Here is a 21,322-nt window from a genome sequence, read left to right as displayed (position 1 = left end):
CGGGCGACGCCCTCCCCGCCCCCCGGGACGGCGGGTCGCCGATTCTTCGGCGGCGCCATCACCCGGAGGTCCCGCATAGGAAGATGGATCTCCCGTCGCGGCGGGCAAGGCCGGAGCTCCCCCGGGCCGGGCTCACCCGACTCACCCGCGGCGCCAAGCCGGCGCCCATCGCCGGAGCGGCGCTCCGACCAGGGCCCATCGTAGTGCCCGCGCCCCCTCCCCGGGGCGGGAAGATCGAAGCTTCCGCCAGGCGTCCGACCACCCCTGTAGCGTTGGCCAGGCCGATGCCGCTGAGACCGGGGCCCTCCCCGCAGGAGCCTCCCTTGAACGCGTGCGCCGCCGGTCGAAGGTCACGGCAAATCTATCGCGATGATGATCTCGCTTCCCTGCCGATGTGCGCATCGGCTCTTCTTTGACCCTATGCTGTGCCTATTAGATGGAACCCCTATCGACCAGACTGCAGTCGCGCCTCAGAGGCGATGCTCCGGGACTCCCCGGCGCTTTGTCGATCACCTGCTGCGGCCTGAGTTTGAGCAGATCAATGCCGTCCTTAGGCTCTAGCCGGCGGCCAGGCCGCGCCACCGAAGTTTCCTCTGCAAGGAGGCGCGCGTCGGCGCAGGCGAGGCGGCCGACGGCTGCCATCGCTGCGCCGCGGGACGGCTCCGCGGCCCCCCGTGTCTTGACACGGTTCGGTATCCCGGAGACGAATACTTGCGTAAAATGGACGAACAGGCCTCGACGATAAGCAAGGGGTTGAGTATCGGCGGCGTTCGCTCGCGACGTCCTGGTCGGCCCCACAAGCGCGGATCACGAAGTGGAACTCGGGCCCTGGCGAAGGAGCCTTGCGGCCGGCCGCGGCCGGCGCCGCGCCTGCGCACAATCTAGGTTATCCGAAACCTGCTCCAGCCGTCCAAACGCAAAAAACCCCGCGCGAGCGGGGCTTTAAGAGATCTTTGGGTGCGGGGACAGGATTTGAACCTGTGACCTTCAGGTTATGAGCCTGACGAGCTACCGGGCTGCTCCACCCCGCGGCAAAGCTATAATCGTGATTGAAGGGTTATTGGACATATCCGTTTGGTAGACCTGGCGGCGACCTACTCTCCCGTGCCTTAAGACAAAGTACCATCGGCCCAGAGAGGCTTAACGACCGAGTTCGGAATGGGATCGGGTGGGGACCTCTCGGCAAAACCACCAGGTCAACGAAACGGATATTTGAGAAGACATCACTGCTGAAAGCGCGATTTCTGAAGCGCATTCATGAATTTCACTAAGAACGATCAAGCCGATCGAGCGATTAGTACCAGTAAGCTGCATGCCTCGCGGCACTTCCACACCTGGCCTATCAACGTGGTGGTCTACCACGGCTCTCGGCGAAACCTTGTTTTGAGGTTAGTTTCCCGCTTAGATGCTTTCAGCGGTTATCTAGTCCATACTTAGCTACCCTGCTGCGCGGCTGGCGCCACGACAGGTCCACCAGAGGTATGTCCATCCCGGTCCTCTCGTACTAGGGACAGATCCTCTCAAGTTTCGTACACCCACGGCAGATAGGGACCAAACTGTCTCACGACGTTCTGAACCCAGCTCACGTACCACTTTAATCGGCGAACAGCCGAACCCTTGGGACCTGCTCCAGCCCCAGGATGTGATGAGCCGACATCGAGGTGCCAAACTTTGCCGTCGCTGTGGACGCTTGGGCAAAATCAGCCTGTTATCCCTAGAGTACCTTTTATTCGTTGAGCGATGGCCCTTCCACGCAGAACCACCGGATCACTATGGCCGACTTTCGTCTCTGCTCGACTTGTCAGTCTCGCAGTCAGGCGGGCTTATGCCATTGCACTCATCGAGCGATTTCCGACCGCTCTGAGCCCACCATCGCGCGCCTCCGTTACACTTTGGGAGGCGACCGCCCCAGTCAAACTGCCCGCCACGCCATGTCCCGAACCCGGATAACGGGCTGCGGTTAGACGTCAGCGACAACAAGGGTGGTATTTCAAGGTTGGCTCCACCGGAACTGGCGCCCCGGTTTCATAGCCTCCCACCTATCCTACACATGTTGCCGCTAACGCCAAGGCGAAGCTGCAGTAAAGGTTCATAGGGTCTTTCCGTCTGACCGCGGGAACCCCGCATCTTCACGGGGAATTCAATTTCACTGAGCCTATGCTGGAGACAGTGGGGAAGTCGTTACGCCATTCGTGCAGGTCGGAACTTACCCGACAAGGAATTTCGCTACCTTAGGACCGTTATAGTTACGGCCGCCGTTTACCGGGGCTTCAATTCGCAGCTTGCACCACTCCTTTTAACCTTCCGGCACCGGGCAGGCGTCAGACCCTATACGTCGCCTTGCGGCTTCGCAGAGCCCTGTGTTTTTGATAAACAGTCGCTACCCCCTGGCCTGTGCCACTCTACAAAGGTTGCCCTAAGCAGAGTCACGCTTATCCCGAAGTTACGCGTGCAATTTGCCGAGTTCCTTCAGCATAGTTCTCTCAAGCGCCTTGGTATACTCTACCTGTCCACCTGTGTCGGTTTAGGGTACGGTCTCCGTTGGAGTTATTTCCAGGGACCCCTTCACTGCAAGGAACAATCCAATAAGCCCTCACAATTTACGGGATCCGTCACTTCCAACTGGCTCAGGAATATTCACCTGATTCCCATCGACTACGCCTTTCGGCCTCGCCTTAGGGGCCGGCTAACCCTGCGCAGATTAGCTTTACGCAGGAACCCTTGGACTTTCGGCGAGAGTGTTTCTCACACTCTTTATCGTTACTCATGTCAGCATTCTCACTTCCGATACCTCCAGCAAGGCTCACGCCTTACCTTCACAGGCTTACGGAACGCTCCGCTACCGCTTGCAGTAAACTGCAAACCCATACCTTCGGTGAATGGCTTTAGCCCCGTTACATTTTCCGCGCAGGATCGCTTGACCAGTGAGCTGTTACGCTTTCTTTAAATGATGGCTGCTTCTAAGCCAACATCCTGGTTGTCAAAGCAATCCCACATCGTTTCCCACTTAGCCATTACTTGGGGACCTTAGATGATGGTTAGGGTTGTTTCCCTCTTCACGACGGACGTTAGCACCCGCCGTGTGTCTGCCGGATAGTTCTCTTGGGTATTCGGAGTTTGGTTAGAATTGGTAGATCTCGCGACCCCCGCATCCATCCAGTGCTCTACCCCCCAAGGAATTCGTCCGACGCACTACCTAAATAGTTTTCGCGGAGAACCAGCTATGTCCAGGTTTGATTGGCCTTTCACCCCTATCCACAAGTCATCCCAGAATTTTTCAACATTCACGGGTTCGGTCCTCCAGCTGGTGTTACCCAGCCTTCAACCTGCTCATGGATAGATCACCTGGTTTCGGGTCGTCATGCGACGTACTTATTCGCCCTATTCAGACTCGCTTTCGCTGCGCCTACACCTAACGGCTTAAGCTTGCACGGCACATGAAGTCGCTGACCCATTATACAAAAGGTACGCCGTCACCACGCGAGGTGGCTCCGACTGCTTGTAGGCTTCCGATTTCAGGTTCTATTTCACTCCCCTTGTCGGGGTGCTTTTCACCTTTCCCTCACGGTACTTGTTCACTATCGGTCGTCGAGGAGTACTTAGGCTTGGAGGGTGGTCCCCCCATGTTCAGACAGGATTTCACGTGTCCCGCCCTACTCGAGTCCGTCGCTAATTGACGCCTACGGGGCTATCACCCGCTATGGCTGACCTTTCCAAGTCATTCGGCTTTATGTCACGACGGCACTGGCCTGGTCCCGGTTCGCTCGCCACTACTACGGGAGTCTCGGTTGATGTCCTTTCCTCCGGGTACTGAGATGTTTCAGTTCCCCGGGTTTGCTTAATGAACCCTATTTTATTCAGGTCATTATACCTTTGAACGACGTACGAACCTGATGCCCAGCCGAAGCTGAAAATCAAATTCGCAAATCGTAAAGGTGGGTTTCCCCATTCGGAAATCTTCGGATCAAAGGGTGCTCGCGCCTCCCCGAAGCTTATCGCAGCGTGCCACGTCCTTCATCGCCTCTCGACGCCAAGGCATCCATCAGAAGCCCTTATGCGCTTGATCGTTCTCAGTGAAACTCATGTAAGGGGACGGTATTTGCCACCCGTCGGTACGAAGCGGTGGGTGGCGCCCTCACATGCGCTATAGAAATCTTGTTCTTTCGAACAATGATGTCTTCTCAGGTCCATCCTCCAAACCCCAGGGGGGGCCGGATAAACCCTTCAATTCACGATGTCATTGAACCAGCGCCGGCATAGCCAGGCGTTGGAAACTTTGTATCTTTCCGATCGCGTTATTCACGTCTTCATGGTGGAGCCAGACGGGATCGAACCGACGACCTCATGCTTGCAAAGCACGCGCTCTACCAACTGAGCTATGGCCCCCTTTTGAAGAGGAGCCGCTCAAGCTGAGAGCTTGTCATCGACCTGTCCGCCCGAGGTATCACACGAGAAGTGTGGTGGGCCCAGGCAGACTCGAACTGCCGACCTCACGCTTATCAGGCGTGTGCTCTAACCAACTGAGCTACAGGCCCTTGAAGCGGCTTGTCCCAGGACCGAGTCCCGGAACACGCGATCGCACCACAGCCTAGAGAACGGCTGCGGTGTTTTGTGGAAAGAGAAACGAAGACGGCGACACTCCGCACCTGTTTAGTGTCTATGACGAACCAATAGAACCGCGAGAGGTTCTGGAGGCTCATCCTTAGAAAGGAGGTGATCCAGCCGCAGGTTCCCCTACGGCTACCTTGTTACGACTTCACCCCAGTCGCTGACCCTACCGTGGTCGACTGCCTCCCTTGCGGGTTAGCGCATCGCCTTCGGGTAAAACCAACTCCCATGGTGTGACGGGCGGTGTGTACAAGGCCCGGGAACGTATTCACCGCGGCATGCTGATCCGCGATTACTAGCGATTCCGACTTCATGCACTCGAGTTGCAGAGTGCAATCCGAACTGAGACGACTTTTGGGGATTAGCTCACCATCGCTGGGTTGCAACCCTCTGTAGTCGCCATTGTAGCACGTGTGTAGCCCACCTTGTAAGGGCCATGAGGACTTGACGTCATCCACACCTTCCTCCGGCTTACCACCGGCGGTCCCATTAGAGTGCCCAACTAAATGATGGCAACTAATGGCGTGGGTTGCGCTCGTTGCGGGACTTAACCCAACATCTCACGACACGAGCTGACGACAGCCATGCAGCACCTGTGTCCCAGTCCCCGAAGGGAAAGCCAGATCTCTCTGGTGGTCCGGGCATGTCAAAAGGTGGTAAGGTTCTGCGCGTTGCTTCGAATTAAACCACATGCTCCACCGCTTGTGCGGGCCCCCGTCAATTCCTTTGAGTTTTAATCTTGCGACCGTACTCCCCAGGCGGAGTGCTTAATGCGTTAGCTGCGTCACCGACATGCATGCATGCCGACAACTAGCACTCATCGTTTACGGCGTGGACTACCAGGGTATCTAATCCTGTTTGCTCCCCACGCTTTCGAGCCTCAGCGTCAGTAATGGGCCAGTGAGTCGCCTTCGCCACTGGTGTTCTTCCGAATATCTACGAATTTCACCTCTACACTCGGAGTTCCACTCACCTCTCCCATACTCAAGATAGCCAGTATCAAAGGCAGTTCCAAGGTTGAGCCCTGGGCTTTCACCTCTGACTAAACTATCCGCCTACGCTCCCTTTACGCCCAGTAATTCCGAGCAACGCTAGCCCCCTTCGTATTACCGCGGCTGCTGGCACGAAGTTAGCCGGGGCTTCTTCTCCGGGTACCGTCATTATCGTCCCCGGTGAAAGAATTTTACAATCCTAAGACCTTCATCATTCACGCGGCATGGCTGCGTCAGGCTTTCGCCCATTGCGCAAGATTCCCTACTGCTGCCTCCCGTAGGAGTCTGGGCCGTGTCTCAGTCCCAGTGTGGCTGGTCATCCTCTCAGACCAGCTATGGATCGTAGGCTTGGTGAGCCTTTACCTCACCAACTACCTAATCCAACGCGGGCCGCTCCAATGGCGATAAATCTTTCCCCCGAAGGGCACATACGGTATTAGCTGAAGTTTCCCTCAGTTGTTCCGTACCAAAGGGCACGTTCCCACGCGTTACTCACCCGTCCGCCGCTAATCCCGAAGGACCCGCTCGACTTGCATGTATTAGGCCTGCCGCCAGCGTTCGCTCTGAGCCAGGATCAAACTCTCAGGTTGAGTTGACTCTGACTTCAATGTGACAGACCCGAAGGTCTGTCTGGCATTGGTCTACATAGTTTCTTGACGAGGTACATAACACCAACGATCCGAAGACCGTGTGGCATATGGTATTGTCTTCAAGAGACCGCAGATTAGTCAGCGTCGAGATAGTCTGGTTAGGACTATCGCCAGAGCGCCGCCGCCTGCGTTTCTCTTTCCAAATCAACAATGTCAAAGACCAGGACCGGGTTTCCCCTGCCCCACTGTTTAACGCCAGTGGTCGGCGGAGGCGGCGTTCTAGGGGCCGGCCTCTCTCGTGTCAACCGACGATTGGAGGAAACAATTTCAAGGGCTTAGCCGCCCCGGATTTCGTCGTCCGCCGCCCCGTCTGCTGAGCGAGGGGGGCTTATATGAGCGGGTTTGGACTCGCGCAACCCCCTTCTGGCCGCTCGACGACAAAACGGTGACGCGGCTTGCGGAGCGCCGCCCGCCTTGCCTATGTGGACAGGGCGCAAACGCAAGGCGCACGGGGACGGAGGCCCTTTTTCCCGATGCTTTCGCAGAAGGCGCGATACGGACTGCGAGCGCTGGTGGAACTGGCCCGCGCCGGCGGCGGCCAGGTCACTTCCGGCGAATTGGCCCTCCGTGCCGACGCGCCGCGCAAGTTCCTGGAGGCGATTCTGCTGGAACTGGCCCGCAACCGTGTGGTGGTCAGCAAGCGTGGCAAGTTCGGTGGCTATCATCTGGCCCGTCCGGCCGCCGAGATCAGCTTCGCGGAGATCATCCGTATCATAGATGGGCCCCTCGCCCTGGCGCCCTGCGTCAGCCGGCTGTCCTTCCGCAAATGCGACGACTGCCCTGACCTCGCCACCTGCTCGTTGCGTGAAGCGCTCTTAAGAGCTCGCGATGCGACCTCCGACGTACTGGAGGGCTACAGCCTCGCCGAGGCCGCCGCCTGCGACGGCGCCGAGGTATTCAATCAGCCCTGACCCCAGGTTTCTGGAGGCAGCCTTACCGAGGGGTACCCGCCCCGCCGTCGGAGCGTCAAACCCATGCGGAGATCAGCGAGCGGCTACCCCGCCGCGATATAGGCCTTCAGCCCGTCGGCCTCGGCCTCGACCTCAGAGATCTTGTGCTTCACCAAGTCGCCGATGGAGACGATGCCGATCAGCCGGTCGCCTTCGCAGACCGGCAGGTGCCGCAGCCGCCGGTCGGTCATGCGGCTGAGCAGGGCGTTCACGCTCTCGTCGGGCTGGGCGAACACCACATCGCGGGTCATGCAGCTGGAGACCGGCTGGTTCAGGGCCGCGCCCCCCTGCTCGGCCATCACCCGAACCACGTCGCGCTCGGAGACGATGCCCGCCACCCGGTCGCCGTCCATGATGATCATCGCCCCCACACGTCTGGAGTGCAGCAGGGCGCAGATTGCGCTCACCGTTTCACTAGGCGCGGCTGTGAAGACCAGGTCGCCCTTGGCCTTCAGGATCTGCGAAACAAGCATGGCGGCGTCCCTCTATCGTCGTCGAAGAACGAAGGTCGCTCAGGATCGCTGTCAGATCAATCGACTACACCCCGACGTGATAGCCAGCCGAACGGCGTCACCAGCACCAGGCCAGCGGCGTAGCCGAACAGATGGGCCTCCCAGGCCACGGGCATGCCGCCGGCGCCCGGCGCGAATCCCACCACGGCGATCAGCAGGTTCACCACAACCCACGCGGCTGTCATGCCCACCACCGCCGGGCTGAGATAGGGGCCGGGAACCCCCTTCCCCGCGATCATCCGCGCCGCCGCCGCCATCAGCCCGGCCACCGCTCCCGACGCGCCCACCAGCAGATGCGGTTCCCCGGCATGGACCAGGCCGTAGCCCAGGTTCGCGAGCGCCCCGCACGCAAGATAGAAGAGCAGGAATGCCACGACGCCTGTCGCCCGCACGCCGTAGTAGCGCGCGACCGGCGTGCCGAAGGCCAGGGCCCCGGCCCCGTTCATGAACGCGTGCGCCCAGCCGCCATGAACAAAGAGCGCGGTGATCAGGGTGAATCCCCGCCCGTCATTCAGGCTTGCGGGGGAAAATCCGTAGGTGGGCAAGATTTGCTCAGGCGGCAGGAATGACTGCAGCCCAAACCCTCCGATGATCGTCGCCGTCATGGCCACGGCGGGCCATGGCGCGTTGAACATCGGTTCGCGGGGTTCGTCCAAAGCGCTCTCCAAACTCGAAACAGCAGCGAAACCGGGGGTTTGCCGACAGGCTCATTAACCAAATCGCCAGCCTCTGCGCTCTTTAATGCGCGCTGTCCGGTTTTGGCACGCTCTGTGCTCCCGAAAGACCAGACGTTTTCGTCCGCGCGGAGTTTTTGCATCTTCATGGCCGCCGCTCCCCCCGCCGCGCCGCGTCTCGTCTGGCTCGCCGCGGCCTTCGCCCTGAGCCTGGCCGCCGGCCAGGCCAACGCCCAGGCGATGTCCACCAACTCCGCCGACTTCAACTCGGGCTACGGCCGCGCGGCCGGTTCCGAGAACCATCCGGTGCAGTTCTCCACCCGGGACGCCAACGGCAACCGCATCATAGTTGACGGCCTCATGCTCACGGGCGAGGACCAGTCCAGCTTCTCCAGCGCTTCGGGGGCGGCCGACGCCTATGCCGGCGTCGGGGCCTCGGCGGGCGGCGCCTCGGCCATCGGCAACAATCTCACCGTGGTCACCCAGGGCAACTACAACACCGTCATCATCAATTCGAGCCAGACCAACACCGGGGCGGTCACCGCCAACGCCAGCGGAGGCGTTGGCAATGCTCAGTAATCACCTCTACCGCGCCCTCGGCCTGCTGAGCGCCGCGGCCCTCGGCCTGGCCGGCTGCGCCACCCCGATCGCCGGGCCCAGCGGCAACTACGCCAGCGCCATCGGCACGGCTCCGGTCACCGCCAACCCGACCCCCTATTCCGGCGCCCTGGTCTGCATGGCCGGCTACGCCCGCAACGCCAGGCTGGTGGCCCCGCGCATCGCGGTGGGGCGCATCGCCGACTACACCGGCAAGTCGGAGTCCGACGGCTCGGGCCGCAAGATCACCCAGGGCGCGTCCCTGATGGCCATGTCGGCCTTCGCCAAGGCCGGCATGCCCCTGGTGGAGCGCTTCGACACCTCGGTCTCCGAACTGGAACTGAAGTACGCCAACAACAAGCTGATCTCCGACGCCCCCAACCCCGCGCCCGACCAGGCGGCCGAGTACCGCCGCATCCTGGCGGGCCAGGTTCCCGGCTCTGACTTCTATGTCGCCGGCGGCCTGACCGAGCTGAACTTCAATATCCGCTCCTCGGGCGCCGACCTCACCGGCGGCAGCCCGGACGCCAAGGAGCTCAAGGGCTCCTTCCGGGCCCGCATGTTCGTCATGAACATCGGTCTCGACATGCGGCTGATCAACACCCGCACGCTCGAGGTCGTCGACGTGATTTCCTATCAGAAGCAGGTGGTCGGCCGCGAAGTGGGCATCGGCCTGTTCGACTTCCTGGGCGGCAACGTCTTCGACGTCTCGGCCGGGGCCGGGGCCCTGGAACCCATGCAGCTCGCCGTCCGCGCCCTCGTCGAGCGCGCGGTCGTCGAGATGACCGCCAACCTCTACGGCATGCCTGGCCCGCGCGCCTGCCTGGCGTCTGACCCGCTGGGCGACGGCACGGTGGGCATCACCGGCGGCTACGTGCCGGCCTACAACAACCTGGGCACCAACAATGCTGAAACGCGGTCCGATCCTTCTCGCTGGAATGCTCGCAGGGATTCTGCCGTGCGGGGTCGCTACTAGTCAGTCCAACACGGTCCTCAACAATCAGATCCAGCTCGGCGACGTCTTCAGCCAGCAGACCCTGAACGTCGAGACCGTCAGCGACTACACCGCGGCCAACACCACGGCGACCGGCAACGTCTATTCGGCCTCCACCGACGGCGGCGACCTGGACCTCCGCTCCAACCAGACCTCCAGCGGCGATATCCTGGCCGACACCAACGTCAATGTCGCCACCAACTCCGGCGCCCAGACCAACCTCGCCACCACCGCCAGCGGCAACCTCGGCGACGCCAACGTCCATGCCGGCACGATGAGCGCGGTGTTTAACCAGGCCACCACCGCCTCCACGATCACCGCCCACAGCCACATCGAGGCGCCCAACGCCCAGACCGGCGAGGTGTTCACCAGCACCCAGGCGGTGGGCAACAACCAGAACCTCGGCGTCAGCGTCGGCGCCGCCGGCGTCCGGGTGAACCAGGCCAATGCGGCTGACACCTATTCGGACGGCGGCGGAGTCTACGGCCTGGTCACCGGCGCGGCCGAGATGACCGCCGGCTCCATGGGCAACAATGTCGCCCTCTCCGGCGACGGCGGGTCAGGCGTGCGGATCATCGTCGACCAGCAGAACACCGCCGGCGTCACCCAGGCTGCCCATTTCACCGCCTACGGCCAGGTGCAGGACGGCAAGACCACCGCCATCGCGGCCGGCAACAACATGAACGCGGTCAACGAAGGCTTCCTGCTGGACGCCACCCTAAGACAGACCAACCAGGCCTATGTCCGCGCCCAGGCCGTCAGCTCCGCGGCCAACTTCGGCGCGGGGGCGGCGGTGGCCAACGGGGTCGGCAACAACGCCGTCATGGGCGACATTGGCGGCGAGGTCATCGTCGACAACACCCAGTTCAACGAGGGCGGCGGCATCGAGGCCCTGGCCTCCTACACCGGCGGCGAGGGCTATGACGGCCTGGCCTCGGCCACCGCCACCGGCAACGCGGCGGTCGGCTATTCCTGCTCCGACTGCTCGGGGCGCCTCACCGTGGCCAACGACCAGACCAACACCGTCGACGTCGGGGCGACCGCCACCGGGACCCTGACCACCGGCCGCTCCATCTCGGGCGTGGCCAACGCCGTGGGCAACACCGCCACCTACTATGTCAGCCGGCCCGGCGAGTAAGGCCGCCCTGCCCTCGTCCCGCCTTGCGCCCGCCACGACCCGCGGCGCATGGTGCCCGACCGTTTGAGCTATCGACCCGGAAAGCCTTGATGATCCGTCCTCTGCGCGGCGCCGCCGCGCTTCTCGCGGCCACCGCCCTCAGCGGCTGCGCCGTCCCCAACATGTCGATGCCCAGGCTTGGGGGGTTCGGTTTCGGACAGGACAAGGCCCCCGCAACGCCGCTGAAGCTCGCCCCCGGCCAGTGGGCCCAGGCCCGCTCCGACGTGCCGGCCGACCCGGAGATCCGCTTCGGCGCCCTGCCCAACGGCATGCGCTACGCGCTCCGTCGGCAACAGGTCCCCGCCGGCCAGGCGGCCCTGCGCCTGCGCTTCGACGCCGGTTCACTGCAGGAGACCGACGCCCAGGCCGGCCTGGCCCACTTCCTCGAGCACATGGCCTTCAACGGGTCCAAGAACGTGCCCGAAGGCGACATGATCAAGATCCTCGAGCGCCTGGGCCTGGCCTTCGGAGCCGACACCAACGCCTCCACCGACCTCGACGAGACCATCTACAAGCTGGACCTGCCCCGCACCGACGCCGAGACGGTGGACACCTCGCTGATGCTGCTGCGCGAGGCGGCCGGCAATCTCACCATTGACCAGGCCGCCGTGGACCGCGAGCGCGGCGTGGTGCTGTCGGAGGAACGCGCCCGGGACAATCCCGCCAGCCGCGTCTACCGCGCCCGCCAGGCCTTCCTGCTGAAGGACCAGCTGCCGCCCCGCCGCGACCCCATCGGCAAGGTCGAGGTGCTGCAGAACGCCCCGGCCGGCCTGATGGTCGACTATTACCAGCGCTACTACCGCCCCGAGCGCGCGGTCCTGTTGGCGGCCGGGGATTTCGACCTCGACGCCATGGAGGCCAAGATCAAGGCCCGCTTCGGTGACTGGACCGCCATCGGCCCGGCCGGCGCCGACCCCATCCTTGGCCCTGTCGCCCCCCGCACCCCCGAGGCCAAGCTGGTCATCGAGGCGGGCGCGCCGCTGTCCCTGCAGCTCGCCTGGATCCAGGCGCCTGACAACAGCCCCGACGGCCTGGCCAGGCGGCGCCGCGACCTGATCGAGTATCTGGGCTTCCAGGTGCTGAACCGCCGCTTCTCCACCCTGGCCCGCGCCGCCGATCCGCCCTTCCTGGGGGCCGGCGCATTCAAGCGCGACGAGTACGACGCCGCCGAGCTGACCATGGTCACGGTGAACGCCGAGGCCAGCCGCTGGAAGGACGCGCTCACCGCCGCCGAGCAGGAACAGCGCCGCGCCATCCGCTATGGCGTGCGCCAGGACGAGCTGGACCGCGAGATCGAGGAGCTGCGCGCCAACGTCAAGGCCGACGTCGCCGGCGCCGCCACCCGCACCCCGGGCCAGCTGGCCAACGAGATCATAGGCTCCCTGTCCGACAACGAGGTGGTCACCAATCCCAGCCAGGACGCGGCCCTCTTCGAGGCCGCCGTGAAGGGCCTGAAGGCCGAGCAGGTCTCCGCCGCGCTCAGGGCCGCCTTCGAGGGCGCCGGCCCGCTGATCTTCATGACCTCGCCAAGACCCATCCAGGGCGGCGAGCCGGCCCTGCTGGCGGCGCTCGAGGCCTCCCGCAAGCTGGAGGTCACCCCGCCCACCGGCGCCACCGCCGTCGCCTGGCCCTATGAGACCTTCGGCGCCCCCGGCAAGGTCGCCAGCACCAAGGACGCCGCCGATCTCGACACCACCTTCGTCACCTTCGAGAACGGGGTCCGCCTCACCATCAAGCCGACCCGCTTCAAGGACGACGAGGTCCTTGTGCGCGTGAATGTCGGCGGCGGCCGGGTCGACATGCCCCGCGACCGTCAGAGCGGCGCCTGGGCGGCCAGCACCTATGTCGAGGGCGGCCTGGCCAAGATCAGCGCCGAGGACATGGAGCGCGTCCTGGCCCGCCGGGTCTATGGCGCGCAGTTCAGCATCGGCGATGACGCCTTCGTTCTCACCGGCGGCACCCGTTCGGCCGACCTGGACATCCAGCTGCAGGTCCTGGCCGCCTATGTGGCCGAACCCGGCTGGCGGCCCGAGGCCTTCGCGCGCCTGAAGAGCGCCAGCAAGACCTTCCACGACCAGTATGAGTCCACCGACTCCGGCGTGCTCAGCCGCGATCTGGGCGGCCTCCTGCGCTCGGGCGACGAACGCTGGGTCTTCCCCAGCCGCTCGGAAATGGCCGACGCCAAGCTCACCGACCTCAAGGATCAGATCTCCCCGGCCATCGCCAGCGGCCCCATCGAGGTGGTCATCGTCGGCGACATCACCGTGGAGAAGGCGACCGAGCTGGTGGCGGCCACCTTCGGGGCCCTGCCGCCGCGAGCCCCCGCCCCCGCCCCCGATCCCGCCAAGCGCCAGGTCGCCTTCCCGGCCGGCGTCCCCACCCCCGTCCAGCGCACCCACAAGGGCCGCGCCGACCAGGCCATCGGCTATCTCGCCTGGCCCACCACCGGCTTCTTCGCCAATCCCCAGAAGGCCCGCGACACCGCGGTCATGGGCGAGGTGCTGGAACTGCGGCTGATCGAGGAGCTGCGCGAGAGCCAAGGGGCCACCTATTCGCCCCAGGTCAGCTACAACCACTCCATGGTCTGGCCCAGCTGGGGCTACGTCTCGGCCAATGTCGAGATCCCGCCCGAGAAACTGCCGGCCTTCTTCGCCGACGTCCGCAAGATCGCCGCCGACCTGCGCGCCAAGGACATCAGCCAGGACGAGTTGGACCGCGCCAAGAAACCCCGCATCGACCAGTTCGAAAAGGCCCGCGAAACCAACGGCTACTGGCTCAACGAACTGTCGGGCGCGCAAGCCGACCCGCGCCGCCTGGAGGCCACCCGCGCCATCCTGCCCGGCACCGAACGCGTGACCATCGCCGACGTCCGCCGCGCCGCCCAGGAGGTCCTGGTGGACGACCGCATGTGGATGCTGGAGATCAAGCCGGCGAAGTAGCTGAGGGCTCCCTTTCCTCCCCCGTTCCGCTCCGCTGCACAGGGGAGGAAAGCGCTCCCAAACGCGAAAGGGGCCCGCGTCGCCGCGAGCCCCTTGGCGATCTTGAGCGTGTCCGATCGGTCTTAGTACACGATCCCGCCGACGCCGCCGTCCAGGCTCATGGCCGTGGTCACGGTGGTGGAGCCGCTGACGCGCTCCTCTTCCTCACGATAGGCGGTGTAGGTCTCGGTCATCACCATGGTCAGCACCTTGATGCCGGCGCCGAAGCGGCGCAGCAGCGAGCGCTCGTTGCAGTCGCGACCGGGGCGCTGCGGGCGGCACTCGACCTTGCCGCCGGGCATGTGCGCCAGGGCGTCGCCCTTGCGGCAGACCAGGGCCTTGCCGCCGGAGAAGTCCACCTTGCCGTCGAATTCGGCGATGGTGGCCGACAGGTAGGTCCCGGCCAGGCAGCGATAGAGCTCGCCGTCATAGGCGTCGTCGATGTCGCGGTCCGGGGTCACCTGGGACGCGGGATGGGGAACTTCACGGTCGTCGATGCAGAAGGCCTGGATCACCACGCGGCGCATGCGGGTGCGGGTCGCCTCATAGGCGGTCTTCTTGAACCGCTTGCCGGCGTCGACATAGAGGCCCTGGATCATGCCAGTGGACATGGGCGGCGAATAACCGCCGCCACCGCCGCCACCGCCGTAATAGGTCACCGAACCGGAGCCTGCCCCCGCGCCGGCTCCGGAGCCGGAACTTGCGCCGGCGCTCGAGGCCGCGTTGGCGATCGCCACGTTCACGCTGGAGACGTTGACGTGCACGCTGGTGCGGGGGCCGTTGTCACAACAGGGCGGAGTCGGCGGCGGCGGGGCCGGCGGCGGCGTGCAGCAGGGGGGAGCGGGCGGCGGAATGCAGCAGGGCGGCGGAGGGGGCGGGGTGCAGCACACCGGCGGCGGGGCGCAGCACTGAGCCAGCGCCTCATCCGGGGCGGCGCTGCCCAGGAAAAGAAGTCCAAATCCAAGCACAAGGCCCAACAGGGTCGAACGCATCGTCATGGGACGGCCCCTCCTCGCAAGGCCACCGTTAAGCATGCAAGAACCGCGCCGCACATCGCCACGCGCCCTGCCGGCTCGGCCGAAACGTCCCGATTGGAGACGCCCGGCGACTGGTCCGCATCTTTCTGCAAGCCCCATGCGGTCGAATTCGGCCGTGGACAGGGCTGCATCTCGATGTCGGTGTTCCATTCAAATACAGAACGGTTGATAGACTATTGGCGAACGCGCGGTGGTGACGGCCGTTTGCCGCTGCGCAGCTCCGTCAGCCCGGCTGATTTTTCCGAGATCATCGCCCAGGTCTTCATCCTTGGCCGCACGCGGTCAGGCGTCTATCCGGTGCGCCTGGCCGGCGGCTTCGTCGCCGAACTGCACCAGCGCGACCTGCGCCAGCAGAACAGCCTCTCCCTCGTGCGCGAGCGTGACCGCTTCAACCTGCACACCGCGCTCGAAACCGCCTGGCGCCGCCCCGAGCCCATCGTCGCCACCGTCGAGGTGCTGACCGAGGGGCCAAGCCTGGCCATGGAGGTGCTCTTCGCCCCCCTGGCCGGCGCCACCGGCACGCCAGATCGCTTCCTGGGGCTCTACCAGCCGTTAGGCATGGTCTCGCGCCTGCGCGGCCTCCCGGCCCAGCCCTTCGCCGTCCGCGACATCCGCGGCATGGGCCCGGCCAACGAGGAAACCCCCCGCCTGCGGCTCGCGACCCTGGACGGGCGGCGCATCGCCTAGAGCCTGATCCGTTGAGGTGGAATCGCTTCGCGATTCCGCCGATGCGGTGAATCAGGCTCCAGACATAAGCGAGAGCATGATTCACGCTTGAGCCGGGACCGCTGCGCGGTTCCGTCTCATGCGGTCATGCTCTAGCGAAGATTCCTGCCGCCCTGGCGGAGACCCACGGCCGTGCAGACCAGCGTCAATTGCGGGGCGAGCTGGCGATGGCGGCTCGGTTGCGGACATTGACGAAGACGCAGGTCTGGCCCTGCAACTGGAAGGGCTTCACCACCACGTTCTGGCCGTAGACGCCGACGGCGGAACTGTTGGGCGACTTGTAGCTCAGCTTGTAGGTCCCCTCCGGCACGGCGAACTTGCGGATCGTCGAGGTGCTGGTGGGGGTGACGCCTGGAAACTGGTAGCTCGGCCCCGTCGGCTGTTTGCGGAAGGTGTATTCCAGCGAGACGTCGGAGAGGCTGAACAGGTTGAGCCGCACCGTGTTGATGCTGCCGCCGCCTGGGACGATCTCGCAGATATTAGTGGCCGACATCACCACCTGGGCGGCGGCCGGGGCTCCCCAGCAGAGCCCGGCCGCGGCCACCGCCGCCGAAAATGTGATGGATTTCATGGGGTCTCTCCAAGTGTTCGCCGGGATGGCGCGGTCGACGGGTCGCGGTCAGTCCAGCTTTAGCACGTCGCCTCTCAGCGGGGTTTCGCCGCTCACCAGGACCGCCGTGGAAAGCCTGTCCCGGACGCTGTCGATCTGGATCACTCCGACGGGCGCCATTTCCACGTCCAGCACCACCCCGGTCGACGGATCGGTGAGCACCCTGCCCTTGCGATAGGCGTGCAGGGTGGCGCCATGGGCGACATTGCGATCCGCGCCAGCGTTAACATAAATCTTGCCGCCGGTCGCATCGATCACCAGGGCCGACCAGGGCACGTTGCGCATGCTGGCGGCGATCTGCAGGACAGCCTTGGCGATGGCGTCCTCGCCGGCCTTGCCGATGGGCGAGTTGCGGAAAGCGGCGGCGTTGGCCGACGCACCGGTCCGGGAGTCCAACAGGGTCGCGTCCACCGCCGACGATGAGGCCGAGCCCAGGGCCTTGGAGGTCGAGATGACCTGGCCGGTGGCCGCATCGACGAGCCGAAGCGAGATCTCCATGACCGCCTTCTGGCTCTTGACCCCGGCGCGGGCGGCGAAGAGCGATCCCATGGGCAGCCCCCCGACCCCCAGGCTGGAGCCGCCGGCCGCGGCCTCGTACTTGGTCACCGCCGCGCGCACGATGGCGCTCGCGCCGATGGCCTCGGCGCCTGGCACGGCGGCAGGCTCCACCACCACGAAGCGTCCGTCCCGGACCAGGGCGTCGGTGAGCATGGCGGTCATGCCCTCGGAGGTCACGGTTCCGCCCACCGCCTCGGTCGCCAGGACCTTATCGACCGACACGGTCTTCTTCAGCCCGTCATAGGCGGGGGGCGGCGGGGGCTGAGCCTGAGCCGGCTGTCCGGTAAGGCTCGCCAAACCGAGGCAAAGGGCGAGCGCGAGGCGTGACGTCATTCGATGGCCCATGGCAAGATTCGCCTCCGCGCCGTCCGGGAACGACGGCCTGGTCAGCCGGCCCCGCGCCGACCTGTCCCAGCCAAGGGTCGTTGCGAGCGCCCGCTCGGTTCAAGGCGGGCCTCAAAATCTTGACCGCGAGCGCGGGGCTCAGAGCCGCCCCAGCAACTGCACCAGTTCGGTCTGTCCCTTCACCCCGGCCTTCCGGAAGATGCTCTGCAGATGGTTGCGCGCGGTGTTGACCGACATCTGGGCCTGGTCCGCGGCGCGCTGAAGGTCGGCGCAGCCTACCAGTTCGATCGCGAAGTCGGCTTCTCGTTCGGTGAGGCCGAACACCTCCTGCAACGCGTCCCGGGCAGGCGTTCGGACGGTGGACAGGTCTTGCAGATGGATGACGCAGCCCATGGGCCGTCCGGCCAGGAACCGTTCGGTCGGCGGGGAGGCGAGCACCGAGACGACGTAGGGCCGACGCCCCGAGGGCCGGGTCACCAGCATTCGTCCGCCGGGCGGCGTCTCATGCTGCTTCACCCCCGAAAGGGCGGCCTGCACCAGCTGCTGGAGCCGCCGCGTTTCGGGTGGCCGGCGGGTCAGGAAGGCGCCCTGCGACAGGCTCAGCCCGTCGCCGCTGTTCAGGATGGCGGTGGCGGCGTCGTTCACGAAGGTGGGCTCGCCCTTGGCGCTGAGCAGGATGACGCCATCGGCCTTGCTCGCCAGGCCATTGAGCAGGGCGATGCGGGTGGCGGTCTGGTTCATGGCCACCGGGAAGGTGGTGTAGACCGGGCCGTTCAGGCCCGGGAAGGCGACCTGATTGCTCATCACGCCCATGGAGTCATTGCCGGAATCCGAACCCGCGGCCGACGCACTGGGCTGGTTGGCCCGCAGGGTGATGGTCATGGTGGCGCTCAGGATCTGGCAGCACTGGGGCGGCTTCCACTGGAAGGTATGCAGGAAGAACTTGTTGGGCGCGGTGTCGTTGACGCCGGCCCGGGCGATGGCCAGCATGTCTGGCCGGAACTCGGCGTTGACCGGCGTCGGCGTGGTCATGTCGATCGTCTCATAGGACGGCTTGGGGCAGAGCATGGGACGGCCCGGCTCCTGGCCCAGGGCCATGCCGGCCGACAGCAGGCAGCCGATCAAGGCGGTCATGAAAATCGTGCGCTTCATAGGTCTACACCTCCAGAGTGGTCGCCAAGGATTTGTGCGAACTGGAGAGAGGTCGTTGCAGCGACGATGGAGGTTCAAAGCCGCTGGCGAGAAGGGGGCAGACGGTCGGCTCGCTTTCCTCGCGCGTCTAAATCCTCGGAAGAGCCTGGCCTCAATGGCCGGGGACATCACCGACCTCGCCCCTGCGAGATCTCCCATTTCCGCCGGAAATTGACCCTGCGCAATGCGTCGACCCGCCGGAGCCGCAGGGTTGGTTCAGACAGATCAATCAAAGGGCGTCCACGATGAACCGACTTAAGGGCAAGGTGGCCGTTGTCACGGGCGCCGCACTGGGGCTTGGCGCCGCCACCTGCCAGCGCATGGCCGAGGAAGGCGCCGCCGTCGCCGTTCTCGACATACTCGACGACGCGGGCGCGCAACTGGCCGAGGCGATTTCCGGCCGCGGCCTGACGGCGCGCTACTGGCGTTGCGACGTTTCCCGCGAATCCGAGGTCGCGCAGGTTATCGCCGACGTCGCGGCGGCCTATGGCCACATCGATATTCTGGTGAACAACGCCGGCGTCGCCGGCGTCAACAAGCCGACCCACGAGATCACCGAGGCCGAGTGGGACTGGGTGCAGGCCATCAACGTCAAGGGCGTGTTCTTCTGCACCAAGCACGCCATACCGCACCTGCGGCAGGCCGGCGGCGGCAGCATCATCAACCTGTCGTCCATCTATGGCCTCGTGGGCGGGCCCGACGTGCCGCCCTATCACGCCTCCAAGGGCGCGGTGCGGCTGATGACCAAGACCGACGCTCTGATCTACGCGGCCGACAGGATTCGCGTGAACTCCATCCATCCGGGCTTCATCTGGACGCCGATGGTGGAGAAGCACCTCAGCGGCCAGGGAGACCTGGAGGCTGGACGCCAGGCGACGGCGGCCCTGCATCCGCTGGGGCGCCTGGGGGAGGCTGACGATATCGCCTGGGGCGCGGTCTACCTCGCCTCCGATGAGGCCAAGTTCGTCACGGGGTCGGAACTGGTCATCGACGGCGGCTATACGGCGCGGTGAAGCCCGCGCCGTGAAACGCTGCACAAGGGGGGAAAAGGCGCAGCGACGTAGCCCCTAGCCCACCCACTTTCCTCCCCCGTTCACGGGGAGAGGGGGACCGGGGTAGCCGGCGGAGGGCGCGCGACCGGGCTCCGAATCTGCCGCTCGCCCCCTCCACCACGCGCACCGCGCGGTCACGCTCCCCCCGTTCTCTGCGCGACAGGGGAGGAAACTCCCCGACAGAATCACATGACACAGACGGTTTCGCGCGTTTGATGGCGCATGGCTCCGAAGAATCCCGCCCCGGCGATCCCCCACGACCGCGATTCGCGGCTGCAGCGCCTCCGCGTGTGGCTGCGCCACCTGTTCTATGGGGAAAGCCCCGGTGCGATCCGCTTCCGCCTCGGCGTCATCGCCCTCGACTTCGTGCTGATCGGCTTCTTCATCATCACGCCGATGGTCCGCGATCGGCCGGTCTTCCTGATCCTCGACTATGTGATCGCGGTGATCGTGGCCATTGATGTCGCCGCCCGCACCCTGGCCGCCCCCCACCTGTCCCAGTGGTTCCGGCGGCCGACCTTCTGGATCGACCTGGCGGTGCTGATCACCCTGCTCTTCCCGCTCTGGCTGGCCAACTTCGCCTTCCTTCGGGTGCTGCGCCTATGGACCCTGTTCCACAGCGACTTCTTCTGGGAGACCGTCGCCCGGCGCTACGACAACACGCGCTGGGAGGAGACCAGCAAGGCGCTGGCCACCCTGGTGACCTATCTCTTCATCGTCACCGGCTTTGTCTACGCCTTCTATGCGCGCAATCACCCGAACATTCACGGCTATGTGGACGCCCTCTATTTCACGGTCAGCACCGTCACCACCACCGGGTTTGGCGACATCACCCTGCCCGGTCCGTCGGGCAGGCTGCTCTCCATCCTGATCATGCTGTCGGGCTTCACCCTCTTCGTGCGCCTGGCCCAGGCCCTGCTGCGGCCACACAAGGTGCGGTTCACCTGTCAGGACTGCGGCCTGATGCGCCACGACCTGGACGCCGTCCACTGCAAGGCCTGCGGCGTCCTGCTCAACATCCCCAATGATGAGGTCTGAGGCCTAATCCGCCTGCTTGAGCCGGCTCACCGCCTCGGTGCGGTTGCGGGCGCCGGTCGCAGCGAGGATCGCCTGCACGTGCAGCTTCACCGTGGCGATCGAGATGCCGAGCTGCTTGGCGATCTCCTTGTTGGTGAGCCCCTGCCCCATCACAGCCAGCACCTCCCGCTGACGATTCGACAGTCGGGCGGAACCCGTCTCCAGGTCCGGCGTCGCCCCGGCCACCAGTTCCTCAAAGCAGGGGAAGTACTCGCCACCGGCCAGGACCAGCCGTAGAGCCGCGGCCATCAGCGGCCGTTCCGAACTCTTCGGCAACAGCCCCTTGTAGCCCTGGGCGTGGGCCAGGCGCGCGAGCGCCAGGTCGCGATGCGGAACCACCAGCACATGACACCCCGCCGGGATCTGCGCGCCGCGAGCGATCCACCGCCCGGCATCGGCCTCCGCCGGAAGGTCCAGCACCAATAGGTCCGGCTCCAGCTCGCGCCCGACCTGCGTCAGGTCGATGACGGCCACCACCTCGGCGGCGCCCAGATCGTCGCGCGCGACCGCGGCCAGGGCGTCGCGGCAGAGCGGCTGGCTGCTGACGATTACGGCGCGCATCGGATGGCGATATCTCCAAGAATCCCCGGCGGG

Annotated in this window: 16 protein-coding genes, 3 tRNA genes and 3 rRNA genes; 8 read left to right on the top strand and 14 right to left on the bottom strand. The window is 64.9% G+C overall.

Features of this window, described 5'->3' with window-relative positions; genetic code table 11:
* Positions 1-954 precede the first annotated feature (954 nt).
* The 6 genes from OCL97_RS07250 to OCL97_RS07225 all read right to left on the bottom strand — a co-directional run bounded on the left by OCL97_RS07250 (position 955) and on the right by OCL97_RS07225 (position 6,190).
* Positions 955-1,031 (bottom strand) — tRNA-Met (locus OCL97_RS07250).
* A 50-nt stretch (positions 1,032-1,081) separates the two neighbouring features.
* Positions 1,082-1,196: ribosomal RNA gene (gene rrf / locus OCL97_RS07245) — 5S ribosomal RNA — on the bottom strand.
* Between the two features lie 77 nt (positions 1,197-1,273).
* Positions 1,274-4,066 (bottom strand): 23S ribosomal RNA (locus tag OCL97_RS07240).
* 244 nt (positions 4,067-4,310) lie between these two features.
* A tRNA-Ala gene (locus OCL97_RS07235) sits at positions 4,311-4,386 on the bottom strand.
* A gap of 72 nt (positions 4,387-4,458) precedes the next feature.
* Positions 4,459-4,535: transfer RNA gene (locus tag OCL97_RS07230), tRNA-Ile, on the bottom strand.
* Between the two features lie 171 nt (positions 4,536-4,706).
* Positions 4,707-6,190, bottom strand: a 16S ribosomal RNA gene (locus OCL97_RS07225).
* The 16S, 23S and 5S rRNA genes sit together here with 3 tRNA genes alongside, the layout of an rRNA operon.
* 533 nt (positions 6,191-6,723) lie before the next feature.
* On the opposite strand from OCL97_RS07225, the gene OCL97_RS07220 reads away from it, so the two are divergent.
* The gene (locus tag OCL97_RS07220) at positions 6,724-7,161 is read left to right on the top strand and encodes an RrF2 family transcriptional regulator (protein WP_304781353.1); all 438 of its coding nucleotides are present in this window, start codon (positions 6,724-6,726) and stop codon (positions 7,159-7,161) included.
* A gap of 83 nt (positions 7,162-7,244) precedes the next feature.
* Here the strand turns inward: OCL97_RS07220 and OCL97_RS07215 are convergent, their stop codons facing one another.
* Entirely contained in the window at positions 7,245-7,673 is a 429-nt protein-coding gene (locus tag OCL97_RS07215; RefSeq protein ID WP_377368907.1) for a CBS domain-containing protein, read from the bottom strand.
* 56 nt (positions 7,674-7,729) lie between these two features.
* A complete protein-coding gene (locus tag OCL97_RS07210; protein ID WP_377368905.1) occupies positions 7,730-8,368 on the bottom strand; it encodes a rhomboid family intramembrane serine protease in 639 nt (212 codons plus the stop codon).
* A 165-nt stretch (positions 8,369-8,533) separates the two neighbouring features.
* Here OCL97_RS07210 and hfaA point away from each other — a divergent pair, with 165 nt between their 5' ends.
* From hfaA to OCL97_RS07190, 4 genes are all read left to right on the top strand, one after another.
* Entirely contained in the window at positions 8,534-8,965 is a 432-nt protein-coding gene (gene hfaA / locus OCL97_RS07205; RefSeq protein WP_377368903.1) for a holdfast anchoring protein HfaA, read from the top strand.
* The gene (gene hfaB, locus OCL97_RS07200; protein ID WP_377368901.1) at positions 8,955-9,959 is read left to right on the top strand and encodes a holdfast anchoring protein HfaB; all 1,005 of its coding nucleotides are present in this window, start codon (positions 8,955-8,957) and stop codon (positions 9,957-9,959) included. The genes hfaA and hfaB overlap by 11 nt, the downstream gene beginning before the upstream one ends.
* Entirely contained in the window at positions 9,922-11,115 is a 1,194-nt protein-coding gene (gene hfaD, locus OCL97_RS07195; protein ID WP_377368899.1) for a holdfast anchor protein HfaD, read from the top strand. The genes hfaB and hfaD overlap by 38 nt, the downstream gene beginning before the upstream one ends.
* Positions 11,116-11,204: 89 nt before the next feature.
* Positions 11,205-14,093 carry a M16 family metallopeptidase gene (locus OCL97_RS07190; protein ID WP_377368897.1) on the top strand — a complete coding sequence of 963 codons (2,889 nt, stop codon included), beginning with the start codon at positions 11,205-11,207 and terminating at the stop codon, positions 14,091-14,093.
* 122 nt (positions 14,094-14,215) lie between these two features.
* Here the strand turns inward: OCL97_RS07190 and OCL97_RS07185 are convergent, their stop codons facing one another.
* Both OCL97_RS07185 and OCL97_RS07180 read right to left on the bottom strand, forming a co-directional pair.
* On the bottom strand, positions 14,216-14,896 hold the full coding sequence (locus tag OCL97_RS07185) for a hypothetical protein (protein ID WP_377368895.1): 681 nt from the start codon (positions 14,894-14,896) through the stop codon (positions 14,216-14,218).
* A gap of 19 nt (positions 14,897-14,915) precedes the next feature.
* Positions 14,916-15,041 carry a hypothetical protein gene (locus OCL97_RS07180; RefSeq protein ID WP_304781378.1) on the bottom strand — a complete coding sequence of 42 codons (126 nt, stop codon included), beginning with the start codon at positions 15,039-15,041 and terminating at the stop codon, positions 14,916-14,918.
* Between the two features lie 263 nt (positions 15,042-15,304).
* On the opposite strand from OCL97_RS07180, the gene OCL97_RS07175 reads away from it, so the two are divergent.
* A complete protein-coding gene (locus OCL97_RS07175; RefSeq protein ID WP_377368893.1) occupies positions 15,305-15,856 on the top strand; it encodes a PAS domain-containing protein in 552 nt (183 codons plus the stop codon).
* Between the two features lie 184 nt (positions 15,857-16,040).
* Here the strand turns inward: OCL97_RS07175 and OCL97_RS07170 are convergent, their stop codons facing one another.
* The 3 genes from OCL97_RS07170 to OCL97_RS07160 form a co-directional block, all read right to left on the bottom strand.
* On the bottom strand, positions 16,041-16,466 hold the full coding sequence (locus tag OCL97_RS07170; protein ID WP_377368891.1) for a hypothetical protein: 426 nt from the start codon (positions 16,464-16,466) through the stop codon (positions 16,041-16,043).
* Between the two features lie 48 nt (positions 16,467-16,514).
* On the bottom strand, positions 16,515-17,285 hold the full coding sequence (locus OCL97_RS07165) for a CsgG/HfaB family protein (RefSeq protein WP_377368889.1): 771 nt from the start codon (positions 17,283-17,285) through the stop codon (positions 16,515-16,517).
* 261 nt (positions 17,286-17,546) lie between these two features.
* A complete protein-coding gene (locus tag OCL97_RS07160) occupies positions 17,547-18,560 on the bottom strand; it encodes a helix-turn-helix transcriptional regulator (protein WP_377368887.1) in 1,014 nt (337 codons plus the stop codon).
* 284 nt (positions 18,561-18,844) lie between these two features.
* Between OCL97_RS07160 and OCL97_RS07155 the strand changes: the two genes are divergently transcribed.
* Positions 18,845-19,612 (top strand): SDR family NAD(P)-dependent oxidoreductase, encoded by a 768-nt coding sequence (locus OCL97_RS07155; protein ID WP_305337554.1) that lies wholly within the window; start codon positions 18,845-18,847, stop codon positions 19,610-19,612.
* A gap of 261 nt (positions 19,613-19,873) precedes the next feature.
* Positions 19,874-20,689 carry a potassium channel family protein gene (locus OCL97_RS07150; protein ID WP_377368885.1) on the top strand — a complete coding sequence of 272 codons (816 nt, stop codon included), beginning with the start codon at positions 19,874-19,876 and terminating at the stop codon, positions 20,687-20,689.
* 3 nt (positions 20,690-20,692) lie between these two features.
* On the opposite strand, the gene OCL97_RS07145 is transcribed toward OCL97_RS07150, so the two are convergent.
* On the bottom strand, positions 20,693-21,289 hold the full coding sequence (locus OCL97_RS07145) for a helix-turn-helix transcriptional regulator (RefSeq protein ID WP_377368883.1): 597 nt from the start codon (positions 21,287-21,289) through the stop codon (positions 20,693-20,695).
* Positions 21,290-21,322: the final 33 nt, after the last annotated feature.

The sequence above is a fragment of the Phenylobacterium ferrooxidans genome, assembly GCF_042714595.1.
Taxonomy (GTDB): Bacteria; Pseudomonadota; Alphaproteobacteria; order Caulobacterales; family Caulobacteraceae; genus Phenylobacterium; species Phenylobacterium ferrooxidans.
The sequence above is the reverse complement of the archived record's forward strand: the minus strand, read 5'-3'. Positions and strand labels throughout refer to the sequence as shown.

Excerpts from the sequence above, each read along its gene's own strand:
- hfaB (WP_377368901.1), top strand. The coding sequence starts at position 8,955 with ATGCTCAGTAATCACCTCTACCGCGCCCTCGGCCTGCTGAGCGCCGCG.
- OCL97_RS07170 (WP_377368891.1), bottom strand. The coding sequence starts at position 16,466 with ATGAAATCCATCACATTTTCGGCGGCGGTGGCCGCGGCCGGGCTCTGC.
- OCL97_RS07190 (WP_377368897.1), top strand. The coding sequence starts at position 11,205 with ATGATCCGTCCTCTGCGCGGCGCCGCCGCGCTTCTCGCGGCCACCGCC.
- OCL97_RS07175 (WP_377368893.1), top strand. The coding sequence starts at position 15,305 with ATGTCGGTGTTCCATTCAAATACAGAACGGTTGATAGACTATTGGCGA.
- hfaA (WP_377368903.1), top strand. The coding sequence starts at position 8,534 with ATGGCCGCCGCTCCCCCCGCCGCGCCGCGTCTCGTCTGGCTCGCCGCG.
- hfaD (WP_377368899.1), top strand. The coding sequence starts at position 9,922 with ATGCTCGCAGGGATTCTGCCGTGCGGGGTCGCTACTAGTCAGTCCAAC.
- OCL97_RS07220 (WP_304781353.1), top strand. The coding sequence starts at position 6,724 with ATGCTTTCGCAGAAGGCGCGATACGGACTGCGAGCGCTGGTGGAACTG.
- OCL97_RS07145 (WP_377368883.1), bottom strand. The coding sequence starts at position 21,289 with ATGCGCGCCGTAATCGTCAGCAGCCAGCCGCTCTGCCGCGACGCCCTG.
- OCL97_RS07155 (WP_305337554.1), top strand. The coding sequence starts at position 18,845 with ATGAACCGACTTAAGGGCAAGGTGGCCGTTGTCACGGGCGCCGCACTG.
- OCL97_RS07160 (WP_377368887.1), bottom strand. The coding sequence starts at position 18,560 with ATGAAGCGCACGATTTTCATGACCGCCTTGATCGGCTGCCTGCTGTCG.
- OCL97_RS07150 (WP_377368885.1), top strand. The coding sequence starts at position 19,874 with ATGGCTCCGAAGAATCCCGCCCCGGCGATCCCCCACGACCGCGATTCG.
- OCL97_RS07215 (WP_377368907.1), bottom strand. The coding sequence starts at position 7,673 with ATGCTTGTTTCGCAGATCCTGAAGGCCAAGGGCGACCTGGTCTTCACA.